Here is a 24094-nt window from a genome sequence, read left to right as displayed (position 1 = left end):
GCGCTTATATCGTAACTTTCAATTATGTTAATCTATAGCTTATATATCTTTCCGTATCTCTTTCTGGATTTAATATGAGCAAGGTTTCCATCTTCATACCGAGTAGCAGCAACTCTTCACTTCCCTTTTATTCAGGTCGCGTATCCGCGGGCTTTCCAGGCGTTGTTGATGAGCATATGGAAGATACACTAAGCCTTGATCAACTTTTGATAAAGCATCCTGAAACAACCTTCTTTGCTCGTGTTGAGGGTGATTCGATGACGGGAGCTGGGATTTTTCAGAGTGACATATTAATTGTCGATCGCTCAGTATCTGCAAAAGAAAACGATATCGTGGTGGCGCTACTTGATAATGAATTTACGGTTAAGCGCCTGAAAACCAGTAACAGCTTATGTTTAAAAGCTGAAAATCCAAATTATGCTGATATTCAGATTACGGGTGAGCATGAGTTGGTTATCTGGGGTGTGGTCACTGGCTTAGCTAGGAATTTCCGCTAATGCTTCCACAGCATGAAGCAACCTACGCCTTATGCGACGTAAATAGTTTTTATGTTGCCTGTGAGCGACTATTTCGCCCGGATTTAATAGGCAAACCGGTTTTGGTGCTCAGCAATAACGATGGTTGCGCCATAGCCATGTGCGACTATTGCAAATCCATTGGTATAAAAATGGGGGCGCCCTATTTTCAGATAAAGCCATTAATAGAAAAGCATAACATTACCTGGTTCTCTTCAAACTATGGTTTATATGGCAATATCTCCCAGCGTTTTAACCAGATACTGCAACGTTTTTCCGATCAGGTCGCGCCTTACTCTGTGGATGAGTCATTCCTTTTATTTCAAGGGTTTGAAGAAGACCTCGTCGAACGCAGCCAGAAATTACGAGAAACGCTACTGCAATGCTTGTCGCTGCCAGTCTGTATTGGGCTTGGTCCTACCAAAACTCTAGCAAAGGTCGCTAACTACTATGCTAAGAAACATAAGAAATCCAGCACAGGCGTTGTAGACTTACGGAATGACCATCATCGCAAATGGGCACTCCAGCACCTTGAGGTTGAGGATATTTGGGGGGTTGGTCGTCGCCTCGCGCAAAAGCTGAGGTTTCAAGGTATCAATAATGCTTGGCAGCTGCATAACGCAGACTATAAAACCTTACAGCGTATGTTTTCCGTCAACATGGAGCGTACCATTCTCGAGTTACGCGGCCAGCCTTGCCTTGAACTGAGTCAACACCCTGTTGCAAAACAGTCAATTTTAAACTCGCGTTCCTTCGGCACTCCTATTAGCAATAAAGCAGATCTCAAGGAAGCACTGGCTTACCACACCACTCGATGCTGTGAAAAACTGCGTCAACAGCAATCTCTAGCAAGTAATATCGAAGTCCACCTTCATACAAAAGACAGACAGCAACTCAGCACAAACTTATCCTTGCTTGAGCCTAGCGACGATACGGGGTTATTTTTGCAAGCAGTTAATCAGGGCTTAGATAACCTCTTTCAAAAGCATCAAACTTATAAAAAAGCAGGCATTACTCTTTATGGCATAGTACCAAGCAACGGTTATCAGTCTGATATCTTTGCCAACTCGAAACAGCGCCCAGAACTGATGGAAAGCCTCGACACCATTAACTCAAAATACGGTAAGGATACAATCAAGTTTGGTAGTCTCGGTTTTGAAAAGCGATGGGCCATGCGTGCTAATGCTCGCTCGCCCCACTACACCAGTCGCTGGAGCGATATTATCCAAATAAAGTAACTTTAGAAAAAGCAGCTTTAAGCACTTCAAAGGCAGCGATTGTAAGCACTGAGAAGATTACTTTAGTGGATAATTTAAGCTACTATAGTCAGCATTAAAACCAATCAACGCTAAAGAAAAATTTAATGAGCAACGATATATTTTTATTAGATCAGTCGCCTCTATTTCCCCCTGCCGATCTGGCTCAAGAAAACCCCAATGGGTTATTGGCGGTTGGTGGCGACTTGTCCGTTGAACGATTAATCGAAGCTTATAAAAGTGGGATCTTCCCCTGGTTTTGTGAAGGCGAGCCGATTTTATGGTGGTCACCGGATCCACGTTGTGTGTTTTTGTTGGATGACGTACATGTTTCCCGCTCGATGAAGCGCGAGTTAAACAAATCTACTTATACCATTACCATAAATAAAAGCTTCGGAGCTGTGGTTGATGGGTGCGCTGCACCACGAGCCAAAGAACCCGAAACATGGATTTTGCCCGAAATGAAAAGCGCCTACCAAGAGCTTCACTCACAAGGTTTCGCCCACTCTATTGAGGTTTGGAAAGACGATGAGCTAGTTGGGGGCTTATACGGCGTGAGTTTAGGTCGCTTTTTCTTTGGCGAATCGATGTTTAGTCGCGCAAAAAACGCCTCGAAATTTGCACTGATTTATCTTACAAACTATCTACTTAAAAATGATTTTATATTGCTCGACAGTCAAGTAGGTAACCCACATCTTTACAGCATGGGCGCTGTAGATATTACTAGAGAGAACTTTTTAGAACTCCTAGCAAAGCACTCAGACTGGCAACAGCCAGACGATCTCTGGCAACCAAAACAGCTTTTAGATTGGCGCTAAAGCTAGTAGTAAAATATTTTTGAGAGTAGTAACCTAAGGCTATGACTCAAAAGGAAAAACCAACACAACACATCAGGTTATTTAAAGGCCCAGAACATGCCTGCGGATACCTAGATGATAAGATTGCAGTATCTGTATTTGCAGATCCCAGTCTGCTGTTGAATAACGATCTGTATTCAGAATTAAGCCGCCAAGGCTTTAGACGCAGTGGTGAGCATGTTTATCGCCCCTATTGCCAGGGTTGCTCTGCTTGTTGGGCCTATCGAGTAATGGTTGAGCAGTTCAAACCATCAAAAAGCCAGCGCCGCGTATTAAAGCAAAACAACCATTTCGAAGTATCCTTAGAAACAGCAGATTGCTATGAAGAGGATTATGAACTCTATCAACAATACATCAGTAAGCGCCACAAAGATGGCGACATGTACCCTCCTTCAAAACAGCAGTACTCTGACTTTTTGTTCTCTGACTGGTGCGATACGGTGTTACTACGAGTAAGGGATAAGGGGCGCTTGATCGCCGTGATATGCCTAGACGTGTTAGATGACGGACTATCTGCGGTTTATTCTTTTTTCGACACCTCAACTGACTACAAAAGCCTTGGTGTTTTTGTGATTCTGAAATCCATCGAATTCTGCAAAGCCATGAACTTGCCGTATTGTTACCTCGGCTATTATGTAAAAGGATGCCAAAAGATGGACTATAAAGTAAAATACCAACCCGCTGAGGTTTTTAGAGATAAACGCTGGTTTAGACTGGAACCTCCGAAATAATCGAAAATATCTCCTGACTTAGTTGCTCATTCCTTATTTATCAATCACTTAAATTAGCGCTCCCTAAGAAAACAGTCGCAACCCCTAAATGTGCCCTGGTTCTTTAGTTTGGAGCTCTAATATAAATTTTTGCTTTAAACGTTTGATCAGTAAAATTAATTAAGAGTAAAGTTTAAAAATAGCGAATAGCTCATATTTTTACGCTCTTGAGTAATACCGCTTAACTAAAAAGTGTTAAAATATTTTTGCGATTGTGCGCCAAATAGTGCATTATACGCCCAATTTTTAGACATCTTGTTAATTGTATTCCACAGGAGAGAGAGGCCGAATGGCAAAAGAAGACGTAATTGAACTAGAAGGTAAAGTTCTGGACACCCTACCAAACACCATGTTTCGAGTAGAACTTGAAAATGGTCACGTTGTTACTGCTCACATTTCGGGCAAAATGCGTAAAAACTATATTCGTATTTTGACGGGCGATAAAGTGACAGTAGAAATCAGCCCTTATGATCTATCAAAAGGTAGAATCACCTTCCGTTCGCGTTAATTAACAATTTGTCGTTGAACATAAAAAAGGTGTTACTGGAGTCAGTAACACCTTTTTTGTTAGGCTTCTACCCACAAAGGTATACTAAGTAAAACTATTCAGCTTCTTCGCTTTGCGCGATTCTTTTCTGAAGAGGCTCGATACGAATATCCAAAGCTTTATCTTTTAGCGAAACATAGACATCGCCGCCATCGACTAATTGACCAAATAATATTTCATTAGCAAGTGGCTTACGAACTTTATCGCTGATCAGACGAGCCATTGGACGCGCCCCCATGTTGACATCATAACCATGCTCAGCAAACCATTCTCGAGCATCATCATCTACATGAAGGTTAACCTGCTTAGCATCCAGTTGGCCTTGTACCTCGGTAAGGAACTTATCAACAATCGATAGAATGACTTTCTTCGGAAGTGCGTTAAACCAAACTGTCGCGTCCAGTCGGTTTCTGAACTCAGGTGAGAAAGTTTTATTGATTGCTTCTTCGCTGTTGCGCGATAAATCTTGGTCTTTAAAGCCGATAGACTGTTTAACCAAATCCTGCGCCCCGGCGTTACTGGTCATTACCAACACCACATTACGGAAATCAGCCTTGCGACCGTTGTTATCGGTCAAAGTACCGTGATCCATAACCTGTAATAACAAGTTAAAGACATCTGGATGGGCTTTTTCAATCTCATCAAGCAACACAACTGCGTGCGGATTTTTATTCACAGACTCGGTTAATAAACCACCTTTGTCATAGCCGACATAACCAGGAGGCGCACCAATCAACCTGGAAACCGTGTGTCGCTCCATATACTCCGACATATCGAAGCGAATCAGCTCAACGCCCATCAGTTTGGCTAGCTGTTTTGTAACTTCTGTTTTACCAACACCTGTAGGGCCTGCAAATAAGAAAGAACCTACAGGGCGACCTTCCTGTCCTAAGCCTGCTCGCGACAGCTTAATAGCCTCTGACAAGGTATCTATCGCTTTATCCTGACCGAAAACCACCATTTTCAAGTTGCGATCTAGGTTCTGTAATAATTTCTTATCAGAAGAAGACACCGTCTTTTCAGGAATTCGAGCAATTTTGGCAATAACCTGCTCAATATCTACAGGCTCGATGACTTTCTTACGCTTATCTTCAGGTTCTATTCTTTGACGTGCACCCGCTTCATCAATAACATCAATCGCTTTATCCGGCAACTGGCGGTCATTGATGTATTTCGCAGAAAGCTCTGCTGCAGTTTTCAATGCCGAAGCAGTGTATTTAACCTGATGATGTTGTTCGTAGCGCTCTTTTAGACCTTCAAGAATAGAAACCGTCTCTTTGACACTTGGTTCGTTAATATCCACCTTCTGGAAGCGTCTGGCTAGAGCATGATCTTTCTCAAAGATACCACGGTATTCCTGGAACGTTGTCGAACCAATGCAGCGTAACTCACCATTAGCCAACACAGGCTTAATCAAGTTCGAAGCATCCATAGTGCCGCCAGAGGCAGCACCAGCACCAATAATGGTATGAATCTCATCAATAAAGAGAATTGCGTGCCGTTCTTTTTTAAGCTGAGCTAACACCGCTTTTAAGCGCTTCTCAAAGTCACCGCGATATTTTGTACCTGCTAGTAACACCCCTAGATCTAAGGAGTGCACCACAGCATCAGAAATAACTTCTGGTACCTCACCATCAACGATTCTTTTAGCGAGACCTTCAGCGATGGCGGTTTTACCAACACCGGCGTCACCCACTAGTAGCGGGTTATTCTTACGTCTACGACATAAAATTTGAACCACACGCTCAACTTCATGAGTTCTACCGATTAGCGGGTCAATTTTACCCTCTTCCGCCATTTTATTGAGATTAATCGCATACTGCTCTAGCGGCTTTGCCTCAGGCGCTTCTTCTGGTTGAACTTCGTCTTCAATTTCTGTGGACTCAAAGTCATCTTCAGCCACACCGTGTGAAATAAAGTTGACCACATCTAGTCTTGAGACATCTTGTTTTGATAATAAATACACAGCCTGCGACTCAGGCTCACTAAACATAGCAACTAAGACGTTAGCACCACTAACGGACTCTTTACCAGACGACTGTACATGAAATACTGCTCGTTGCAGAACACGCTGAAAGCCGATAGTTGGCTGAATTTCGTAATCTTCATTATCTTCAGAAAACTGTGGGGTCGTTTTACCTATAAAGTTTTCCAAATCTTCGCGCAGTTTTGATAGGTCTACTGAACACGCTTTCAACACTTCGACGGCATCCTTATTATCCAGTAGTGCCAGCATCAAATGTTCAATAGTTATGAATTCGTGACGATATTCACGAGCTCGATGAAATGCTTTATTTAGCGACTGCTCTAATTCTTTATCAAGCATATAAACCTCTACTTAGAAGCCATAATGGCTCATTGCCGAGTTAATGGGTGCGGCTTTACGCGTCTTCAGGTTCCATCACGCACAACAGCGGATGTTCGTTTGAACGTGAAAACTCATTGACCTGAACTACTTTAGTTTCAGCAATATCAGGCGTATAAATACCACACACACCCTGCCCCTCGTTATGTACTTGAAGCATAACTCGGGTAGCTTTCTCCTGATCCATGGAAAAAAACTTACGCAACACCTCAATGACGAAGTCCATCGGCGTATAATCGTCATTTAAGATCATAACCTTATACATTGGCGGTTTCTTTAGTTTCGGCCTTGCTTCCGCAACCGCCAATCCTTGATCTTTATCTTCGTTAAATTTATCTTCGTTACTCATATTTGGCTAATACTTGCCGGTTAATGGCTTTACATTTCTATTATGGCTATTAATGAGGGCATTTGGAAGGAGTTCAAGCGAGTAACTTTATAATCTTTACAAGTTCTTACAGTGCCCCTTATTTCATAAGCGCCTAGCCTAAAGCCTCACACAATTCCTTACAGAAATTGTTGTTAAAATATTTACAGAAAGCGTATTTAAATTACAATACTCACACTTCTAAAAGTAGAAATAAGGATTTCGATGAAAAAGGTTGAACACGCGGTAGAAGCAGGTATTTTTAACAGTCGTTGGGCGTTGGCTCCATTTTTTATTGGTCTAATCTGTTCGATTTTTGTACTCCTAAGCGGTTTCGCTCGTGAGTTATGGCACCTATTGACGCATTTTACGACCCTTAGCGAGACTGATACTATCCTTGGGATTTTAGCGTTAGTCGACATGACATTGCTCGCTAACCTTTTGATTATTATTATTTTCAGTGGTTATGAAAGCTTTGTTTCAAAGCTCGATATCTCAAACCACGAAGACAAGCCTGGCTGGATGGGTAAAGTAGGATTTTCAACTTTGAAAGTTAAGCTAATAAGTTCCATCGTTGCCATTTCAGGTATCGATTTACTGAGAACCTACATGCAGCTAGATAACGATAGTACAATTAGCTTAGAAATTGTGCAGTGGAAACTAATGATTCACGGTGTTTTTGTTATCTCTGGGTTGCTCTTTTCAGTTATGGATTATTTAACATCCAAAAGCGGAAACAACCACTAATAAAAAAAGCCCCGTAAATGACGGGGCTTTTCTTATATACCTATTGCAAAGAACTATTCTTCGACAACTTTTGCATCAGGTGCATTTCTTGCAACAGAGCTGATACCGTTGTTTCGGCCACTCTCTGATTTATACATTTGGCTTTTACCAATTTGCTGACCGTTTGAAGCATTTAAGCCAAAATAGAAGCGGCCATCTTTTGCTGTTTTCTTTTCAAAACGACCTTCGTCTTGAGAATTCTTTCGGACTGATTCAATGCCATTTTCACAAGCTGATTGAGAAGAGTAACCCTGACTTTGCAAAATCACCTCGCCGTTTCCAGCTTTTAAAACAAAGTAGCTTTTGCCATCATTACCCTTTGAAATTACGAATTTTCCCGCCATTCTTATTACCTCACTTTGTTAATTAGACTGAACACAATCAGCCCCCTAAGCACAAATACTTACTCATTTAATGACAAAACTCAAGCGTTTAGCACAATTTTTAACAGAATGTTAAACATTTTTGTTGTGCTCTTAGATTAGGTTAACTCATAATTAAACCATAAATATAGAACGGATAATTAAGGGACAATAATGGCCAAGCCAAAAAACAAACCTCTGTCAATTTTAATACTAGCAATCTTAGCGATAGTTTTTTATTTAGTTGAAGGTAAGTTTGATGGAACTGGAGAGCGCCTGCCAGAAGACACAGGCTTCCCTAAGACGAGTCATTCCGACAACCATGATACCTTACAGAGTTATTACGATAAAAAGGTGTCAGGAAAAATGATTACGGTTAGCGCACAGGTAGACAAAGTATTATCTGACGACTTACATCCGCCACGTCATCAGAGGTTTATCATTAGATTAGACAATAACCTAACGGTTTTAGTGGCTCACAATACCGATTTAGCACCGCGCGTCGATAACATCCAAACTGGTGAGCAAATTATAGTTACCGGTCAGTACGAATGGAATGAAAAAGGCGGTGTTATTCATTGGACCCACCACGACCCTAAAGGGCGTCGTGATGGTGGCCAAATTACTTATAAAGGCAAGGTCTATCGTTAAACTGCTTATTTATGCCGCTTGCCATCCCAGCCGCCCGGCTTTAAAACTTTTTCGCCCATCTTGGTTGGAACTTCCTCAAGCTCTGTAGCCATGGAATCATTCCAACGATTCAAGAAACCATATAGACAGATAGCGCCAAGAATTTCGACGATTTGATCATCACTCCAATGCTGCTTCATGCGCTCCATCAGAGGTTGGTCAACATCGTTAGGCACCGCACCTGCTGCTAAAGCATAATCCAGCGCGACACGCTCAGCCTCAGTATAAAGTGGACTTGTTTGATAATTCCAAATCGATTCGAGCTTTTCTTCGCTAATACCATGAATCTGAGCAGCCACTAACGAATGCGCCTCGCAGTACTGACAGCCTGCGGCACGGCTGGCGAAATGAGCCAGAAGTCGCTTAAAGCCTAAGTCAACTTCTCCATCTTCCGCCATGACGGCCTTGGTTAACACACCAAAGCCTTTGACGATTTCCGGACGACGCTGCATGGTCAGTAAACTGTTAGGTACAAAGCCTAAGATTTTCTCAAAAATGGCGAAATCCTCGGCTAACTCAGGGTGTAAATCCTTATCCAATGGTTCTAAAAATGCCATATCAATACCCTCTTAAATTATTCTTGTGTAAGGACATTGCCATGAATATCCAGTACGATTGGTTTGCCCATGCCTAGCTCTTCTAAACGTTTTAGCTGAGTTTTAGCATCCCCCACTATCAAGTAATCCATCTTTTTAGGATTCATGTATTTCTCAATAGTTTGCTTAAAGTCGGCTAGGGTTAAGCCTGTTAGCTCGTCCTGCTCTTGTTGTAAATAGTTCAGTGGCAAATCATAACTACTGATATTGGATAATATTCCCAACATATTGCCAAGAGTTTCAAACTCAAGCGTTTGACGTTTTAGTATAATGTTTTTAGTCGTCTCAAGATCTTCTTCGGTGAAACTATCTTTATAACGCTCAATTTCATTAATCAAAAGTTCTAGCGATTCTTTAGTAACGTTCGCGCGAACACTAGTTTGTGCTCTAAAGCTGCTCATCGCTTTGCGACGAGACACATAAGAGTAAGCGCCATATGTGTAGCCTTTTTGAATGCGTAAAAGCTGGAACAAACGTGCGCTTGAACCTGAGCCAAGACGATTATTCGCATAAACTAAATTATTGTAGTCTTCATGGCCGCCAGGGAATGTCAGCTGACCAGCCGCTAAAACAGACTGCTTAGCATTTGGAATATCAATAAAGTAAAGTTTAGGGTCATTATCAACAGCTTTAGTCTCATAGCTTGGCCATGCAACATCTTTCGCTTCCCATGAGCGCTCTAGCGACGTTAGCGAGTCTAATACCTTGCTCTGCTTAACATCACCGACGATGTGGAAAGCTGCCACACTTGGTGACAAGTATTTATAGTAAAAGTCTTTCACATCGTCCAAAGTAATCCCTGAAACCGTTTCAGCAGTACCACTTACTGGGATTGCTAGGATATGATCTTCACCATATAGCAGTTTACGGCTAACCACTGAAGCAACAGACTGAGCGTCCCCTTCTCGCTGTTTCAAATAAGTTAAAAGTCGCTTTTTAATACGCTCAAACTCAGCTTCATCAAAACGGGGCTCTAACAGCATTTCTTCGACAAGCGCTAGCGTTTGCTTGTAGTTTCGGCTCAAAGTGTTAGCACTAATAGTCATAGACTCGTCACCGGCAGAAATATAAATATCTGCGCCTAATAAGCCAATCGCGTCTTCGAGCTCTTCAGCAGTCTTGTTTTTTGTGCCTTCCATCATCAGCTCAGCGAGAATGTAAGCCACGCCCGACTTTTCAGGCTGATCTAAATAATGCCCACCATCAATGTCTAAACTAAATTGCACTAACGGCAACTCATTATGCTCAATACCTAAAACCTTTAATCCGTTAGTGAGCTCGTCTTGCCAAACCGTTGGTGCCGTCAACAGTGGTGCTTCACCTAGTGGTGGCTCAGTGCGCGGGAAACTTGAAGGCGTTCTTGGAAAATCTTCTGTATCAGATAACACAATTTCTTCTTCCGCACCTTGTACAATTTCTTCTTCAACTACACCAGCGTCTTTCGCCCCTTCAACAGCAAGCTCAATTTGCCCTTTTGGCACAAAGCTGGTCATTACATAATGACGATTCTTAATATATTTATCGTAAGCCGCTAAGATATCGTCTTTAGTAACAGCTTTAATGGCTGCTATATCTTTCTGCAAATAATCCGGCGATCCAGCGTACTCATTGTAAGTCGCTAGATTAAAGGCTTTATTGAGGACGCTTGAAATACTGTTATAAAATTGAGTTTCTTGTCGAACCTTGATTCGCTGCAAATCCTTATCGGAAAAACCTTCTTTTTCAAATTTCTGCAAGGCTTCTTCAATTGCCTTTTTAACATCATCAAGATCCACGCCTGCATTGGCTCGGACACGAATGGTAAACTCACCAGCAATTTCTCTGGAGCTGTTATAGGCGCTGACGTTAGGCGCTAATTTTTTGTCTTCAACAATAACCTTATACAACGGCGCTCGCTTGCCACGCGATAGAATCTCGCCTAGCGCATCTAGGGCATAAGAATCTTTATGGTATTCTTCAACAGTTGGGAAAACCAAGCGCAGTTCAGGCAACTTGGCGAAGTTGTCCTCATGCGATAATGAAATAGTTTTCTCAAGCGTTACAGGGCGTGGCTCTAGCTTTTCAACTGGCTGCCCTTTCTTGATTTCACCAAACCACTTCTTAACTAAACGCTTAGTTTCATCAATATCAATATCACCCGCAATTACGAGGGTCGCGTTATTTGGGCCATAATATTTCGCATAGAATTCTTTGACGTCTTCAAGACTCGCGTTTTGCAAATCTTCAAGACTACCAATCACTGGCCAGTTATAAGGGTGATTTTTTGGGTATAAGTGACTAGATATTACACCGCCAGTGTGACCATAAGGTCTATTATCAACTCTTTGGCGTTTTTCGTTTTTAACAACCTGCTTTTCACGCTCTAATGCGTCTTTAGTCACAGTGTTAATCATGTAGCCCATGCGATCAGAATCGATCCATAAAAGCTTTTCGAAAGCGTCCTTTGGTACAACTTCATAATAAATAGTACCGTCATTCCAAGTACCGCCATTGCGCGTACCGCCCAGCTCACCAATCATTTTACGATTTGCGCCTAAAGGCACGTTTTCAGAGTTGTTAAAAGCCATGTGCTCAAAGAAATGAGCAAAACCTGTTTTACCCAGCTCTTCGCTACTGGAGCCCACGTGGAAAATAGTCGCTATGGCAACAATGGGATCAGATTTGTCTTGATGGAGAATAACTTTTAAACCATTATCCAGTGTGTATTTTTCATAAGGGATGGCAAAGCTCGAACTACCCTTCTTTCCTGCAACCTGCTCTTCAGTGTCGCTTTTCGCATTTTGCTTTGAGCCAACTTTGTCAGTGCTTGTGCAGGCTACCAACATCAGCATCGCCGAGGCAGCAACAGCAAACAGTCCATTAAACATTTTTATTTTCATTTGAATACCCATCAGTCCAATAAGATGGATACTATACTAAACTGCTGCAATAAATTGGCAAGTCTAAATATTGTCCAACAAACTTCCCCTTTCTAGACCACACAAGCCTAAAAAAGGCCTTCCGAAGAAAGCCTTTTTAATAAAACTATGAAACCTTAGTGACCAACGATTTCATCAATCGTGCCTTGTGCTAGAGGATGGTAGCCAGGACGTGCGATTTTATAAACACGCTTAGCGAACTTGGCGCCTTCATCCGTAGCCATCAATTCACGGTATAGTGGAACGATAAGCTTACGACGACCAATTGAAACTAAATAGGTTTCAAGGCGTGGCATCACAACATCATAATTAGTTTTAACGGCTAACATTAACCAAGCATGAGCAATTTCATTGTTGGTTGAGTCCGTTAAACTAAACGCTTGGTCTAGCTGCTTCATTTGCTCTAGGTTTAAGTCCTCAGGCAAATTATTAATAAAGTGCAACCACTCGTGAACCGTCCAGTCAGCAGAGCCCATTTCAGACAACTGAGTTTCGCCGCCTAGCCATGCCTTAGTTTTTGAGTCGATGGTAGTAAAAGCGTCAGATGTTGGGTTTGGCATCATTTCAGGAAGCATTGGCTCATGAATCCAAACGTTTATCTCGTCCATGCTCACCACACCAGGATGCTTTTCCAGCAGGTTTTCATTTAAATACTTTTTAAACTCTTCTGTGGTTAAGCTTTGGAACGCGTGATTATTGAAATACTCCACCAAGAATTCATCAAACACTTCACGACCAAACTTATTTTCAAGGTATGACAGGAACATTTGACCTTTAGTGTAAGGAACGCCAGAGAAAGCATCATCTGGATCACGACCATCAAGATTTACGTTTAAGACGGTATCACCCTTTGGTAACGCTTCAACTTCTTGACGCAAACCCTGCACATCAAGCGCACGCTCCATAGTAGCACGTTTCTTACCGTACAACTCTTCCATGATGCGGTTTTCAACATAGCTAGTGAAACCTTCGTTTAACCAAAAGTCGCGCCATGTAGCATTAGTCACGAGGTTGCCAGACCATGAGTGGGCTAATTCGTGAGCAATTAAGTTCACTAAACTTTTATCGCCCGCGATAACCGTTGGTGTAATAAATGATAAGCGAGGGTTCTCCATACCACCGAATGGGAAGCTAGGCGGTAATATTAATAAGTCATAACGCCCCCAGCGATACGGACCAAACATTTCTTCTGTAACACGAACCATCTCTTCAGTGTCGTTAAATTCAGCCACTGAAGCATCCAACAAGCCAGGCTCAGCATAGACGCCGGTTCTGTCGCTCATCGCTTTGAACTCTAGGTTACCAACGCCAAGCGCGATTAGATATGGCGGAATCGCCTGTGGCATTTCGAAATGATAGTCACCATCAAGCTCAGTATCAGGCTCGTTGAAAGCACTCATCACAGCCAATAAGTCTTTTGGCGTTTTTAAGTTTGCGTTATAAGTCACGCGAACCGCTGGCGAATCTTGGATAGGAATAAAGCTACGCGCATGAATCGCTTGCGCTTGGCTGTAAACGAAAGGATGTTTTTTACCCGCAGTTTGCTCAGGCGTTAACCACTGTAAGCCACTTGCTTGCGGCTGAGTGCGGTAATAAACACGCGCTTTAGTTGTGCTATCGTCTAGCTCGACTGTCAACTTAGAGCCTAATACTGGGTCCTTGTCTGCTAAGTCAAATTCAGTATCAACCCAGCCTGCTTCAGTCATATACTGAGCTTTTTGAATATCGATATCTCTGGTGTCTAAAACTAAAGTAGACACACCGTCTTTTAGACGATCGAAGCTAATGTCTACAAAACCTTCTAGCGACTTGGCTTCAAAGTTAACATTTAACTCTAAATCTAAGTGCGTAAGCTTAACCTCATCAAGGTTTCCGTAGGAGTGCTCATCAACTCGTTTAGTGTCGACTTTTTTAGCGTCTACTTCTTTCTTTGCGTTATTATCAGAGCCTTTGTCGACGGTTTGCTCTTGTTTAACGCCCTCTTTACTGACTTTGCTATCGTCTGACTCTTGCTGACAAGCAGCTAAGCTGAAAGCCGCTGCGAGCAGTAAATACTTATAACTTGTCTTCATTACTTTTCTCTTTTATCGTAGAAGTTTGATATTTAACCCATTCTAAAAGTTTAAGTAAAGTTTGGCCCTTACTTAAAGTGGCTTTATTGTAGATCCTTAAAGCACAGAATAACAGGTCACATCACAATGTTGGATGATTGTATAAAATTCAATCTAAAATGAAGCTTTAACGGTTTAACAAGATGTTAGTTAGGTAAATTAACTTAATCTAATAGGAAAGTGTCAGTATTTTTTACGCATAGCACCAACTCTGCCACATTTTTGGGCATAGGTTGATGATAATATTATTCGCTGTTAGTGCTGGCACTAAAAGCGATTTAAAAGTGGGAGTAAGATTAAATGCCATCACTAGGTAGTGGAAAGTTTGATAGAGGTTACATTATTTCTATCGGGGGGTGTAAGCATCAACTGGATGATCTTGTCGCTGAACAAATTCGAAGTATCTGTTTAAGCGCCTCGGCATCAGCGGTTATTGTTAACGTCGGCCCTTCTTCTATCGAACATAAGCTGGATAAAGTATTAACAAGCAATGGCTTTGAAGACTGTGTTGAGCTCAATATCAGCAGTCGCCAAGACGCTAATAATCCAAAGCTTCTCGAACAGATGAGCGACAAAGAGTTAGTTATTATCCTTGGTGAGAAGCCACTGCAAATTTCAACCATTATTGGTGGTACTCCGGTAGCCAAACAAATTAGAAAGTTAAATGCTGATGGTGTTCATGTGGTAGGCAGTTATGGCGCAGCCGCTTTATTAAGCGAGCACATGATTGCTGGTGGTGAAGAGTCAGTAGCCCCAAAGCAGGATGGTGTGACCATGGCTCCAGGATTAGGTTTAACCAACCGCTTTATGCTCGACTATCACTTTGAGCAACCCGGAAGGTTAGGTCGACTATTAACTGCCCTCTCATACAACCCTTTTACCATCGGTATAGGGATAGATGAAGGTTCAGCATTATTTATAAGCCCTAAAGATGAGTTGCAAATATTCGGCCAAGGTTCGGCGACCTTGATTGACCCAAGCAACTTACAGTATTCATCGATGGGAACGGCCGGCAGTGGTGACTATATCTCACTGTTTGGCTTACAAATGCATATTTTAGCACCAGGAAGTCGTTTTAAGGCTGCAGACAGTAAAGCTTATGACGAACACTGGGCTTAGGTTTACACATTTTAATTAAGTTTTAATAATCATTCGTTAGGTGACATTACATGACAAAATCTAGTATGAAGAATCTTGGTATTATCGTTGCAGGCTCGCTACTTTTGTGGGCATGTGCAGGCCCAAAACCTGTTGAGCCACCTAAAAAGCCAACGCCACCGCCAAAACCAGTAAAAACCTATAACGATATCCATATAGGCGGTAATAACTATATGACTATTCCTTCTACGTGGAATGTTAAAGAAAATATCATGCCTAAAGGCTATGTTAGCTATACTTTGAAAAGCAATGATGTTCACACAGTATTAACGGGCTACAAAGCCAAGCGCTCTGAATTTAATATCGACAAGAGCAAAAAAGATTTAGCGAGCGTTACCATCCTTTATCGCACAGGCTCTAAGACTAAGCGTAAAAACTATATCGATATTACTGACACCCACAAAGCTGGTGGCTACACGCAACATACCTGTCACGCAGCCACTAAATGTTATCAAGTATTCCCTTTATCTAACTGGCGCTCGGTTATGGCGGCGGATTTCCACGTTGGTGGTATGAAGTATACGCTGACAGCTGGTGTTGACGACTTAAAAGGTGTTCATGCTAAAGACGTATTAAAAGCGATTAAAAGCATCCAAGTTAAGCCTTCTGTTACTCAATAAACAAGAAATATTTACCCCAACAAAAAAGCCTGCGATTTGCAGGCTTTTTTGATTCTTGGTAATTGCTGTCAAAGCAAATTAGCTTTGCGCCTCACGCTCAGCGATAAAGGCTAAGGCTTTATCGATACGCTGTAGCACACGCTCTTTACCAATTAACTCTAAAGTAATACCTAAGTCTGGCGACATACCAGAACCGGTTACCGCGACACGAAGCGGCATACCGACCTTGCCCATGCCTAATTCCAACTCTTCCGCCACAGAGCTAACCAGTCCATGCAACACGTCTGCTGACCAATCAAGTTGTTCTTTTAGCTTGCTTTGAACGAGCTCAAGAGGTTGTTTCGCAACTGGGCGAAGGTGCTTTTTAGCGGCCTTTGCATCAAACTCGTCATACTCTTGATAGAAATAACGAACCGATTCAGCTAACTCACTCAAAGTTTTAACACGCTCAGCCATTAATGGAATCAAGCGCTTGATATCCGGGCCATTAGACAAATCTAGTCCAGCCTCGTCAATGTGCCATTGCAAGTGTGGTAACACATCTTCCGCAGGCAACTCTTTCATATAATGCTGATTCAACCAGTTCAACTTTTCAGTATTAAACGCCGATGGAGCACGGTTAACATCTTTAAGATCAAACAGCTCAATCATTTCATCGACAGAAAAGATTTCCTGATCACCATGTGACCATCCCAAGCGAACCAAATAATTGAGCATCGCCTGTGGCAAGTAACCCATATCACGATACTGCATTACACTAACGGCTCCGTGGCGCTTAGAAAGACGTTTACCATCATCGCCTAAGATCATTGGTACGTGAGCGTACAACGGAGGCTCAGCGCCTAACGCTTTAATCATGTTGATTTGACGCGGCGTATTATTGACATGATCGTCACCACGGATGACATGGGAAATCCCCATATCCAAATCATCGACAACCACGGTGAAGTTATAAGTTGGCGTGCCATCAGTACGAGCGATAATTAAGTCATCAAGCTCAGAGTTACTAACCGCGATTTCACCTTTAATCAGATCGTTAAAGACTACTTTACCCTCTTCTGGGTTTTTAAAGCGGATAACGTGTGGCTGACTCAAATCCTGCTCATCAGCACTTAGGTTACGACAATGCCCGTCATAACCGATGTTTTGCTTAGCCTCTTGCTGACTCTCGCGAAGCTTTTCTAAACGCTCTTTTGAGCAATAACAGCGATAAGCTTCACCAGACTCCAACATTTTCTCAATTTGCTCTTTGTAACGATCAAAACGCTGTGTCTGATAATAAGGACCTTCATCGTGGCTTAACGTCATCCACTCCATACCATCAAAAATGGCCTGAACAGACTCTTCCGTCGAGCGCTCGCGATCAGTGTCCTCGATACGTAAAACAAACTGGCCCTGATGCTTTTTAGCATATAGCCAGCAATAGAGAGCGGTTCTTGCGCCACCAAGGTGTAAATACCCTGTTGGGCTTGGTGCAAAACGTGTTTTAACGGTCATAATGTCTACGATTGGTAAAAGTTGCGCCTATTCTACCAAGGCCGACCTGTTTTCAAAACCTATTTTGCAAACTGTAGCTCGGATAAAGGCAGAGTTAACTCATTGATAAAAATCACAGTTAAGGGGCTCACTTGCGATACTATAATGAAGGGCCTAAATCGAAAATAACGATTAAATATCATGCACTTCGCACAATTATTCGCCAAGAACAGATTTTTTTTAACTTTTTATAAAAAAACAGTTGACCTAAAACTCATACAGCCATAGAATGCGCCCCGTTCTTGAGGAACACATCCAAGAGATGAATTTCCTTACTCAGAACTCTGGAATGTGGGTGGTTAGCTCAGTTGGGAGAGCATCGCCCTTACAAGGCGAGGGTCACTGGTTCGAGCCCAGTACCACCCACCACTTTCCATACCCTTTTAGATTGAATTATTTTAAACCTCTGAATTTTTCAGAGGTTTTTTTTTGCCTTTATGTTTTGTCTAATTAGGGATTCGGCAAGAATCTTTACCCGAGTTTTTTAGCTGTGAACAAAACAACTCATTTCAATTAATCAAAAGCTCTGGCAAAATACGCCCTAGCCTTTTGAATTCAAAGAACAACGGAGCTCTTTGTGCAACCTTCGCTAGATTCACTAAGCAATATCCTTGATGCTGATTGTCTCCTAACCGATGACGATTCCCTCGAACAGTACGGAAAAGACTGGACCAATCAGTACCCAGCCAAACCAATGGCCATTGCACTGCCTAAAACCACTGAGCAGGTCGCAGAAATCGTAAAGTGGGCCAACGATAACAATATTGCAATAGTCCCTTCAGGCGGCCGTACAGGCCTTAGCGGTGGTGCTGTAGCCAGCAATGGTGAGCTGGTGGTAGCTTTCGATAAGATGAACAAGGTTCTAGAATTTGAAAAGACTACTCAGCAGGTAAAATGCCAAGCAGGAGTTATTACCGAGCAATTACAGCAGTTTGCCACAGACAACGAGCTTTATTACCCTGTTGACTTCGCCTCTAGCGGTTCATCACAAATAGGTGGCAATATTGCAACCAACGCTGGCGGTATCAAAGTTATTCGTTATGGCCTAACTCGTGACTGGGTTATGGGCTTAACCGTGGTAACGGGTAAAGGCGAAATCCTTGAGCTGAATTCAGGCCTTATCAAAAATGCTACAGGCTACGATCTACGCCATCTATTTATCGGCAGCGAAGGCACTTTAGGCTTAATCACTGAAGCCACAATCAAATTCACACGCCCGCCGACAAACTTGACCGTATTGTTATTATCTATTGAGGATATGACCAAGGTAACAGAGCTCCTGAATCTGTTTCAAAAAGACGTTGATTTAACGGCTTTTGAATTCTTCTCAGAAGAAGCGCTACAAAAAGTGATGGCACATCACCAATTACCGCGCCCTGTGGAAACACAAGGAGCGTTCTACTGTTTGTTAGAATTTGATGCGGACTCAGAAGAGCGTCTCGAAAAAGCTTTAGAAAGCTTTGAAGCAGGTTTAGAACAAGAATTAATTCTAGACGGTGTTATGAGCCAAAGTCAGCAACAAGCGGAAGAGTTGTGGAAGTACAGGGAATACATCTCTGAAACAATCTCTGCCAGAAAGCCTTACAAAAATGATATCTCTGTGACTCCAGACAAAGTTTCTGAGTTCTTGGCAAAAGTAGACAATATTGTAAGTGAACAATACCCTGACTTTGAAGTGATATGGTTTGGTCACATTGGCGACGGAAACCTTCACCTCAATATCTTGGCCCCTGAAAGTATGAGTTATGAAGACTTCACCGCTGCTTGCGAGCAGGTGAACCCTTTGATTTTCAACGTTCTCAAAAACTTGGGTGGCAGTATATCTGCGGAGCATGGCGTTGGTCTTTTGAAAAAGCCCTACTTAAACTATAGTCGTTCTGACGCCGAAATCGCTTATATGAAAGGTATAAAAGCCGTTTTTGACCCTAATAATATTATGAATCCTGGGAAGTTAATTTGATACTCCTAACACTTAGCATCATCGCTATCTTAATTGGTCCAATCGCCTTGAAGGTGATTGGACATAATAGGCGAATGGATGATTTCTTATTTCCCTTTGTACTGGTCTCCGTCGGCTCATTATTAATTTTTGATGTGCTGCCAGTACTTTGGAGCAATATTGGCTACGCCCTATTCCCACTGTTGCTGCTCGGTTTTTTTGGCCCAGCTTTGGTTGAGATTACTTTTAGACGCTTTGCTCATAAAACTCACAGCATAGCTCTTGCTCTAGGTATCTTAGGATTAATGACCCACTCTGCTATCGATGGTGCCGCCGTTGTCACAGTTGAAGGTAATGAAATGCTACCTTATGCCGTGATACTTCATAGGTTAGTGGTCGGTCTAAGCTTATGGTGGATTGTGAACCCGTTGTGGGGCAACCGAAAATCAATGTTTGTATTCGGGGTAATGATTATCGCGACCGTGTTTGGCTACTATATTGGTGAGAAACAGCTTTTTGGACTACACAATACCTACATTGACTTTTTTCAAGCGGTAGTGAGTGGAACATTACTCCATGTCATTATTCACCGTCCTCATAGCCATTCTCACGACAGTGAGGAGCCTCATGTACATACACACGAAGAAGCTGCTGAGCAGCAGTTTGTTAGCTCTATAAAACATAAAGGTTACTTTGTATCTGGGCTTTTGATTGCTGTATTCTTAGTTTTAATACTGCACCATTTACACTAATACACTAATTGTGGCTAAAGCATAAGCTGGTAACTTATGCTTTAGTAATTAAGAGTCCCAATCGATTTTATTGGACTTAGGGATTGAAGAGACATATTCCAGCTGACCACTGGCCAATAGCCCGTTTAGATTTGTGGTAATCTGGGTTCGAATTTCTTGGGGGTGAGAAAACTGGTTGGTGTAAATACCAAGCCATGCGTTACGACTGTTAGTTTTGGCAACCGTTAGCGCTTTGTTAATCACATAAATCAACTGTTCCCAAGTAATCACTTCTTTAGGGTTTTCAAGGAATGGAAAACGTCCGAAACCTACGCTACAAGTTACATCAATACTTGCACCATTACCAAGATCGAACTTACGTGACGCAATAATAGATCGAATTTTTTCAGCAAGTATCATTTGTTCGCGCTTTTCAATACCACGGCTTAGAATCAATAGTGTTGCGCCCTGCCAGCGCACCAAAGTATCTGTGCCGTAACTGATTGTCCGTAAGCATTCAGCAGCTTGCTTTAAGACTTCATTACCACAAAGTGGGCCATGTTCTTTGTTGATCATGGAGAGGTTATCAATATCAACGGCAAAAACCCCTAAGAAAACTCCAGCAATACCATCGTTTTCCAACCAAGTACTGGTAATGTTTTCAAGCTCTTTATCGATGTGTTGCTTCAAGTAGTGCTTACTCTTAAAGCCAGTGACTTGATCGGTAAAAGACTGTCGCTCCAGCTTGCCCTCTAAGCGCTCTGATAAGTACCTCTGCTCAGAAAGTGAATATTGCAAATCTTCAACTTGGTAGAGTAACGTTTTCTTCTCGCTCAACAGTAGCTGTGTTTGCGCTTTACGCTCTTCGAGCTTAAGCTCCTGCTCAGCGATACGGCGTGAGAAATAGCGTGCTAGATAGATAGCCATACCGAGAACAACAACAGTTAAAGCGATTAAATAGAGCGTATATCCCTGCGCGCTTGCCCAGAAGCCTTTATTAACACTCAAACGCAAGACGGCTTCTGTTTCATCCCATTTGCCATTCTTAGGGCGTGATTGTGCGGTAATTAGAAACTTATCCTGCTCAAGATTATGCAACCTTATGGTGGGACCATCCAGATAGATCCAATTTTCTCCATAAGTATCAATTTTATAGCGGTATTCAGATTGCTTCCCATTGATGAAATCGAAAGTAGAAAGTTCAATTGTAACGACACCTGAGTCCTTCACTCTCGCGAAATATTCACCTTTTTGATAGGTAAGATTAACAACATTTCCCTCCTGCAAAACCGACGTAATTTTCAACGGTTTTTCAACTTTATCAATACTAACCTTGTTAGGATTGAACAATGTGATGCCATTAACGCCACCAAAATAGAGATTACCTTCATCATCAATTAAATCTGCATTGGTGAAAAACTCGTTATATTGAAGACCATCGCTATAAGAAAAGTTTACAGGTCTTCCTTTATCGGGATGGTACTTAACAAGGCCATTTGAGGTGGAAACCCATAAGTAACCAGACTCATCCGCTAAAATCGAGCAAATAAAATCATCAACAAAACCATCATCCTCGGTGACCCTCTGGAAATAAACACCGCCTTTTGAGTTGTAACGCACACGATTTAAACCAGAGACTGTTCCTACCCAAAGCACACCAAGTAAGTCTTCGTACAGGACAGTGATGTCAGAATTAGACAGCGTTTGTGGATCGGCAGGCACTGAGTTAAATATTTCTATGCTATTAGTAAGCGGATTAAAGCGAATTAAACCATTGGCAAAGCCCATCCAAATATAGCCTTGTAAATCTTCATAAATCGTATAGACACCATACTTAGTATCCATTAGCTCTTTCGGTAGTAAGTGTCTATAACTAGTAAATTCGAGACTATAGGTATTCGCCGTTTCACTATTACGCCGGACTTTAATCTGAAAAAACTGGTTAACGCCACCAATCCAAATTTCCCCACTTCGGGTTTCGATAATGGTGGACATATCTATAAGATGAACCTTCTCACCATTAACGTCTTGCGCTTCTTTGATAAGATTAAATCTATCTTCACCGAATGGCTTAATAAAAAGTCCTGCTTCACTAATAATCCACAAGTTACGATTTCTATCTTCAATCATCCCAGCGATATAACCAGGTGTAATGAGCTCATCGCCTACGGGTAAAGGTGAGAAACGACTGAGGCTTGAAAAGTCAGAGTTGTATTTATAAATACCCGATGAGTCGGTTCCTATTAAAAAGTCACCTGTGTGTGTTTTTAATAGAGATGTGGTGTAGTTATTTAGATTAAACCCCATCACCTCTTTCTTTTGCAAAAGATGGGTAAATTCTTGCTTAGATTTCCAGTAGTTAACACCATACAAGCCACCAATCCAAAAGATTCCATCCTTGGATTTCCAAATACTTTGTACATAGTCATTAGTAATAGAATAAGGATCACTAATCTCTGTGTAAAATTCGGACGTGATAGATTGGGTCGCAGCATCCCAAAATTTAAGGCCTGTAGAAGTCGCTAACCAATAACCATTATCATGAGACAAAATATCCAGAATACCTGCAAATTTAGACTTACGATTGTCATAAACCTGGTGGTATTCAAGTTCTTCACTGCTCACATCATAAGTAGCGAACCCTTTTTGTCCCATGATGAAAATGGTATTTAGAGTCTGATGATCAACCTTAAGTGATCTAAGCGATAGCTCAGCTGACAAACATTTTGAATTCTTAGATTTACCCTCTAAATCCATAGAGACCAAACAGTTATCGTCTAAAAAATATAAGCGTTGATTGAGATAAACAAAGCTTCTGATATCGTTATTGGCAATTAAGAAATCAAACTGTGCTAAACGAATAACACGCTCATTGGCATGGTCAATGGAGACAATATAGTCGTCAGTTAGTACCAGCATCTGCTGGTTATCGGTAGGTGTTGCTGCAAGAATTTGAATGCTTAGAAAGTTTGGGTCTTCTTGCTTTTCTAAGCCAATTATCTTATCCGCCCAATGCGTAACTTGCAGAGTTACTGAATCCACACTATCAAAACCCTGTGTCGTAAGCGCCCAGATAGTATCATCTGAGTTATAGTAAAGATTAGTAACTGTTGGTGAGCTTAAGCTATTGTCTGCTTTAGGCGCAAACATAACATGCTTAAAGACTCGACCGTCATAACGATTAAGGCCATCTTGAGTTGCGAACCACATGTAGCCATTTTTATCTTCTACAATGCTATTTACTGAACTCTGGCTAAGATTATCTTCAATGGTCAGGGAATTGAAACGAATACGATCGTTTAGATTATGAACTGCTTCGACGGTAGGAACGAATAAAAAAATTGCACAAAAAAATGCAAAGATGTGAGTCAATAATAAAGCCTTTAAGCATTTCGGCTTAAGACTTGGGCGATTCCTCAATTTGAATATCACTGGCAAACTCTGGTTTTATTCCTAATTTATCTTTATAAAAGTCCCTGATCTTATCCATATCCTGCTTAATATCGCCTGTAGGATGGATAAAGTCCCCTATTCCAATCGTCTTTGTTTTAGAGTCCAGAAAACTTAGTACAATCGGTACTTGAGCCTGTACCGCAATATGATAAAAGCCACTTTTCCAATAGGGCTTTTTACTGCGCGTACCTTCTGGCGCAAGTGCCAACTGTACCCGGTCTCGTGACTGGATTTCAGCTACCACCTGCTTTACTACATTATTTTTTGACGATCGTTCAACAGGTATACCACCAAGCCACTTAAAAAACCAGCCAAGCGGTGGTTTAAACAAAGTATGTTTACCCAGAAACGCCACATCCATTTTAAAGCAAAATCTAACCATCAACATAAATACAAAATCCCAGTTAGAAGTGTGCGGTGCAAAAATAATGACGCACTTCTTAAAATCGGGTAATTCTCCAACCTGTTTCCAGCCAAATAGCTTTAACAGAGCTCGCATTAATGTTTTCATGGTCAG

At 41.8% G+C, this 24094-nt stretch carries 20 protein-coding genes and 1 tRNA gene; 12 read left to right on the top strand and 9 right to left on the bottom strand.

The window, feature by feature from the left end; all coding sequences use genetic code 11:
* Positions 1-74: 74 nt before the first annotated feature.
* From DL796_RS10105 to infA, 5 genes are all read left to right on the top strand, one after another.
* Positions 75-497, top strand: a complete 423-nt coding sequence (locus tag DL796_RS10105) for a LexA family protein (protein ID WP_110201587.1) — start codon at positions 75-77, stop codon at positions 495-497.
* Positions 497-1753, top strand: coding sequence for a Y-family DNA polymerase (locus DL796_RS10100; RefSeq protein ID WP_110201586.1), 1257 nt, complete (start codon positions 497-499; stop codon positions 1751-1753). The genes DL796_RS10105 and DL796_RS10100 overlap by 1 nt, the downstream gene beginning before the upstream one ends.
* 125 nt (positions 1754-1878) lie before the next feature.
* Positions 1879-2589, top strand: coding sequence for a leucyl/phenylalanyl-tRNA--protein transferase (gene aat, locus DL796_RS10095; protein ID WP_110201585.1), 711 nt, complete (start codon positions 1879-1881; stop codon positions 2587-2589).
* A gap of 41 nt (positions 2590-2630) precedes the next feature.
* Positions 2631-3359: an arginyltransferase gene (locus tag DL796_RS10090; RefSeq protein ID WP_110201584.1), complete on the top strand. Its 729-nt coding sequence runs from the start codon at positions 2631-2633 to the stop codon at positions 3357-3359.
* 328 nt (positions 3360-3687) lie between these two features.
* Positions 3688-3906 (top strand): translation initiation factor IF-1, encoded by a 219-nt coding sequence (infA, locus tag DL796_RS10085; RefSeq protein ID WP_110201583.1) that lies wholly within the window; start codon positions 3688-3690, stop codon positions 3904-3906.
* Positions 3907-4000: 94 nt separating this feature from the next.
* On the opposite strand, the gene clpA is transcribed toward infA, so the two are convergent.
* Both clpA and clpS read right to left on the bottom strand, forming a co-directional pair.
* On the bottom strand, positions 4001-6271 hold the full coding sequence (gene clpA, locus DL796_RS10080; protein WP_110201582.1) for an ATP-dependent Clp protease ATP-binding subunit ClpA: 2271 nt from the start codon (positions 6269-6271) through the stop codon (positions 4001-4003).
* Positions 6272-6326: 55 nt separating this feature from the next.
* On the bottom strand, positions 6327-6659 hold the full coding sequence (gene clpS, locus DL796_RS10075; protein ID WP_110201581.1) for an ATP-dependent Clp protease adapter ClpS: 333 nt from the start codon (positions 6657-6659) through the stop codon (positions 6327-6329).
* Positions 6660-6902: 243 nt separating this feature from the next.
* On the opposite strand from clpS, the gene DL796_RS10070 reads away from it, so the two are divergent.
* Entirely contained in the window at positions 6903-7424 is a 522-nt protein-coding gene (locus DL796_RS10070; protein ID WP_110201580.1) for a TIGR00645 family protein, read from the top strand.
* Positions 7425-7477: 53 nt separating this feature from the next.
* Here DL796_RS10070 and DL796_RS10065 read toward each other — a convergent pair whose 3' ends face one another.
* Complete coding sequence (locus DL796_RS10065; protein ID WP_110201579.1) at positions 7478-7807, bottom strand: YegP family protein; 330 nt, start codon at positions 7805-7807, stop codon at positions 7478-7480.
* 192 nt (positions 7808-7999) lie between these two features.
* Here DL796_RS10065 and DL796_RS10060 point away from each other — a divergent pair, with 192 nt between their 5' ends.
* On the top strand, positions 8000-8476 hold the full coding sequence (locus tag DL796_RS10060; protein ID WP_110201578.1) for a DUF3465 domain-containing protein: 477 nt from the start codon (positions 8000-8002) through the stop codon (positions 8474-8476).
* Positions 8477-8481: 5 nt separating this feature from the next.
* Here DL796_RS10060 and DL796_RS10055 read toward each other — a convergent pair whose 3' ends face one another.
* The 3 genes from DL796_RS10055 to DL796_RS10045 all read right to left on the bottom strand — a co-directional run bounded on the left by DL796_RS10055 (position 8482) and on the right by DL796_RS10045 (position 14101).
* Positions 8482-9072 carry a carboxymuconolactone decarboxylase family protein gene (locus tag DL796_RS10055; RefSeq protein ID WP_110201577.1) on the bottom strand — a complete coding sequence of 197 codons (591 nt, stop codon included), beginning with the start codon at positions 9070-9072 and terminating at the stop codon, positions 8482-8484.
* Positions 9073-9089: 17 nt separating this feature from the next.
* The gene (locus tag DL796_RS10050; RefSeq protein ID WP_227593058.1) at positions 9090-11990 is read right to left on the bottom strand and encodes a M16 family metallopeptidase; all 2901 of its coding nucleotides are present in this window, start codon (positions 11988-11990) and stop codon (positions 9090-9092) included.
* A 155-nt stretch (positions 11991-12145) separates the two neighbouring features.
* Complete coding sequence (locus DL796_RS10045) at positions 12146-14101, bottom strand: M1 family metallopeptidase (protein WP_110201576.1); 1956 nt, start codon at positions 14099-14101, stop codon at positions 12146-12148.
* Between the two features lie 339 nt (positions 14102-14440).
* Here DL796_RS10045 and DL796_RS10040 point away from each other — a divergent pair, with 339 nt between their 5' ends.
* Positions 14441-15259 carry a cyanophycinase gene (locus DL796_RS10040; protein ID WP_110201575.1) on the top strand — a complete coding sequence of 273 codons (819 nt, stop codon included), beginning with the start codon at positions 14441-14443 and terminating at the stop codon, positions 15257-15259.
* A gap of 50 nt (positions 15260-15309) precedes the next feature.
* Positions 15310-15918: a hypothetical protein gene (locus DL796_RS10035; RefSeq protein WP_110201574.1), complete on the top strand. Its 609-nt coding sequence runs from the start codon at positions 15310-15312 to the stop codon at positions 15916-15918.
* Positions 15919-15996: 78 nt separating this feature from the next.
* Here DL796_RS10035 and gltX read toward each other — a convergent pair whose 3' ends face one another.
* A complete protein-coding gene (gltX, locus tag DL796_RS10030) occupies positions 15997-17415 on the bottom strand; it encodes a glutamate--tRNA ligase (protein ID WP_110201573.1) in 1419 nt (472 codons plus the stop codon).
* A gap of 332 nt (positions 17416-17747) precedes the next feature.
* Here gltX and DL796_RS10025 point away from each other — a divergent pair.
* From DL796_RS10025 to DL796_RS10015, 3 genes are all read left to right on the top strand, one after another.
* Positions 17748-17823 (top strand) — tRNA-Val (locus DL796_RS10025).
* Positions 17824-18031: 208 nt separating this feature from the next.
* Complete coding sequence (locus DL796_RS10020) at positions 18032-19414, top strand: FAD-binding oxidoreductase (protein WP_227593057.1); 1383 nt, start codon at positions 18032-18034, stop codon at positions 19412-19414.
* A gap of 74 nt (positions 19415-19488) precedes the next feature.
* Positions 19489-20145 carry a hypothetical protein gene (locus tag DL796_RS10015; protein ID WP_227593056.1) on the top strand — a complete coding sequence of 219 codons (657 nt, stop codon included), beginning with the start codon at positions 19489-19491 and terminating at the stop codon, positions 20143-20145.
* A 48-nt stretch (positions 20146-20193) separates the two neighbouring features.
* On the opposite strand, the gene DL796_RS10010 is transcribed toward DL796_RS10015, so the two are convergent.
* Both DL796_RS10010 and DL796_RS10005 read right to left on the bottom strand, forming a co-directional pair.
* The gene (locus tag DL796_RS10010) at positions 20194-23496 is read right to left on the bottom strand and encodes a ligand-binding sensor domain-containing diguanylate cyclase (RefSeq protein WP_170114249.1); all 3303 of its coding nucleotides are present in this window, start codon (positions 23494-23496) and stop codon (positions 20194-20196) included.
* A gap of 25 nt (positions 23497-23521) precedes the next feature.
* A complete protein-coding gene (locus DL796_RS10005) occupies positions 23522-24088 on the bottom strand; it encodes a lysophospholipid acyltransferase family protein (protein ID WP_110201571.1) in 567 nt (188 codons plus the stop codon).
* Between the last annotated feature and the right edge of the window lie 6 nt (positions 24089-24094).

Source organism: Kangiella spongicola, assembly GCF_003194565.2.
Classification (GTDB): domain Bacteria; phylum Pseudomonadota; class Gammaproteobacteria; order Enterobacterales; family Kangiellaceae; genus Kangiella; species Kangiella spongicola.
Note: the sequence above shows the minus strand (reverse complement) of the source record. Positions and strands in the feature narration are given on the sequence as shown.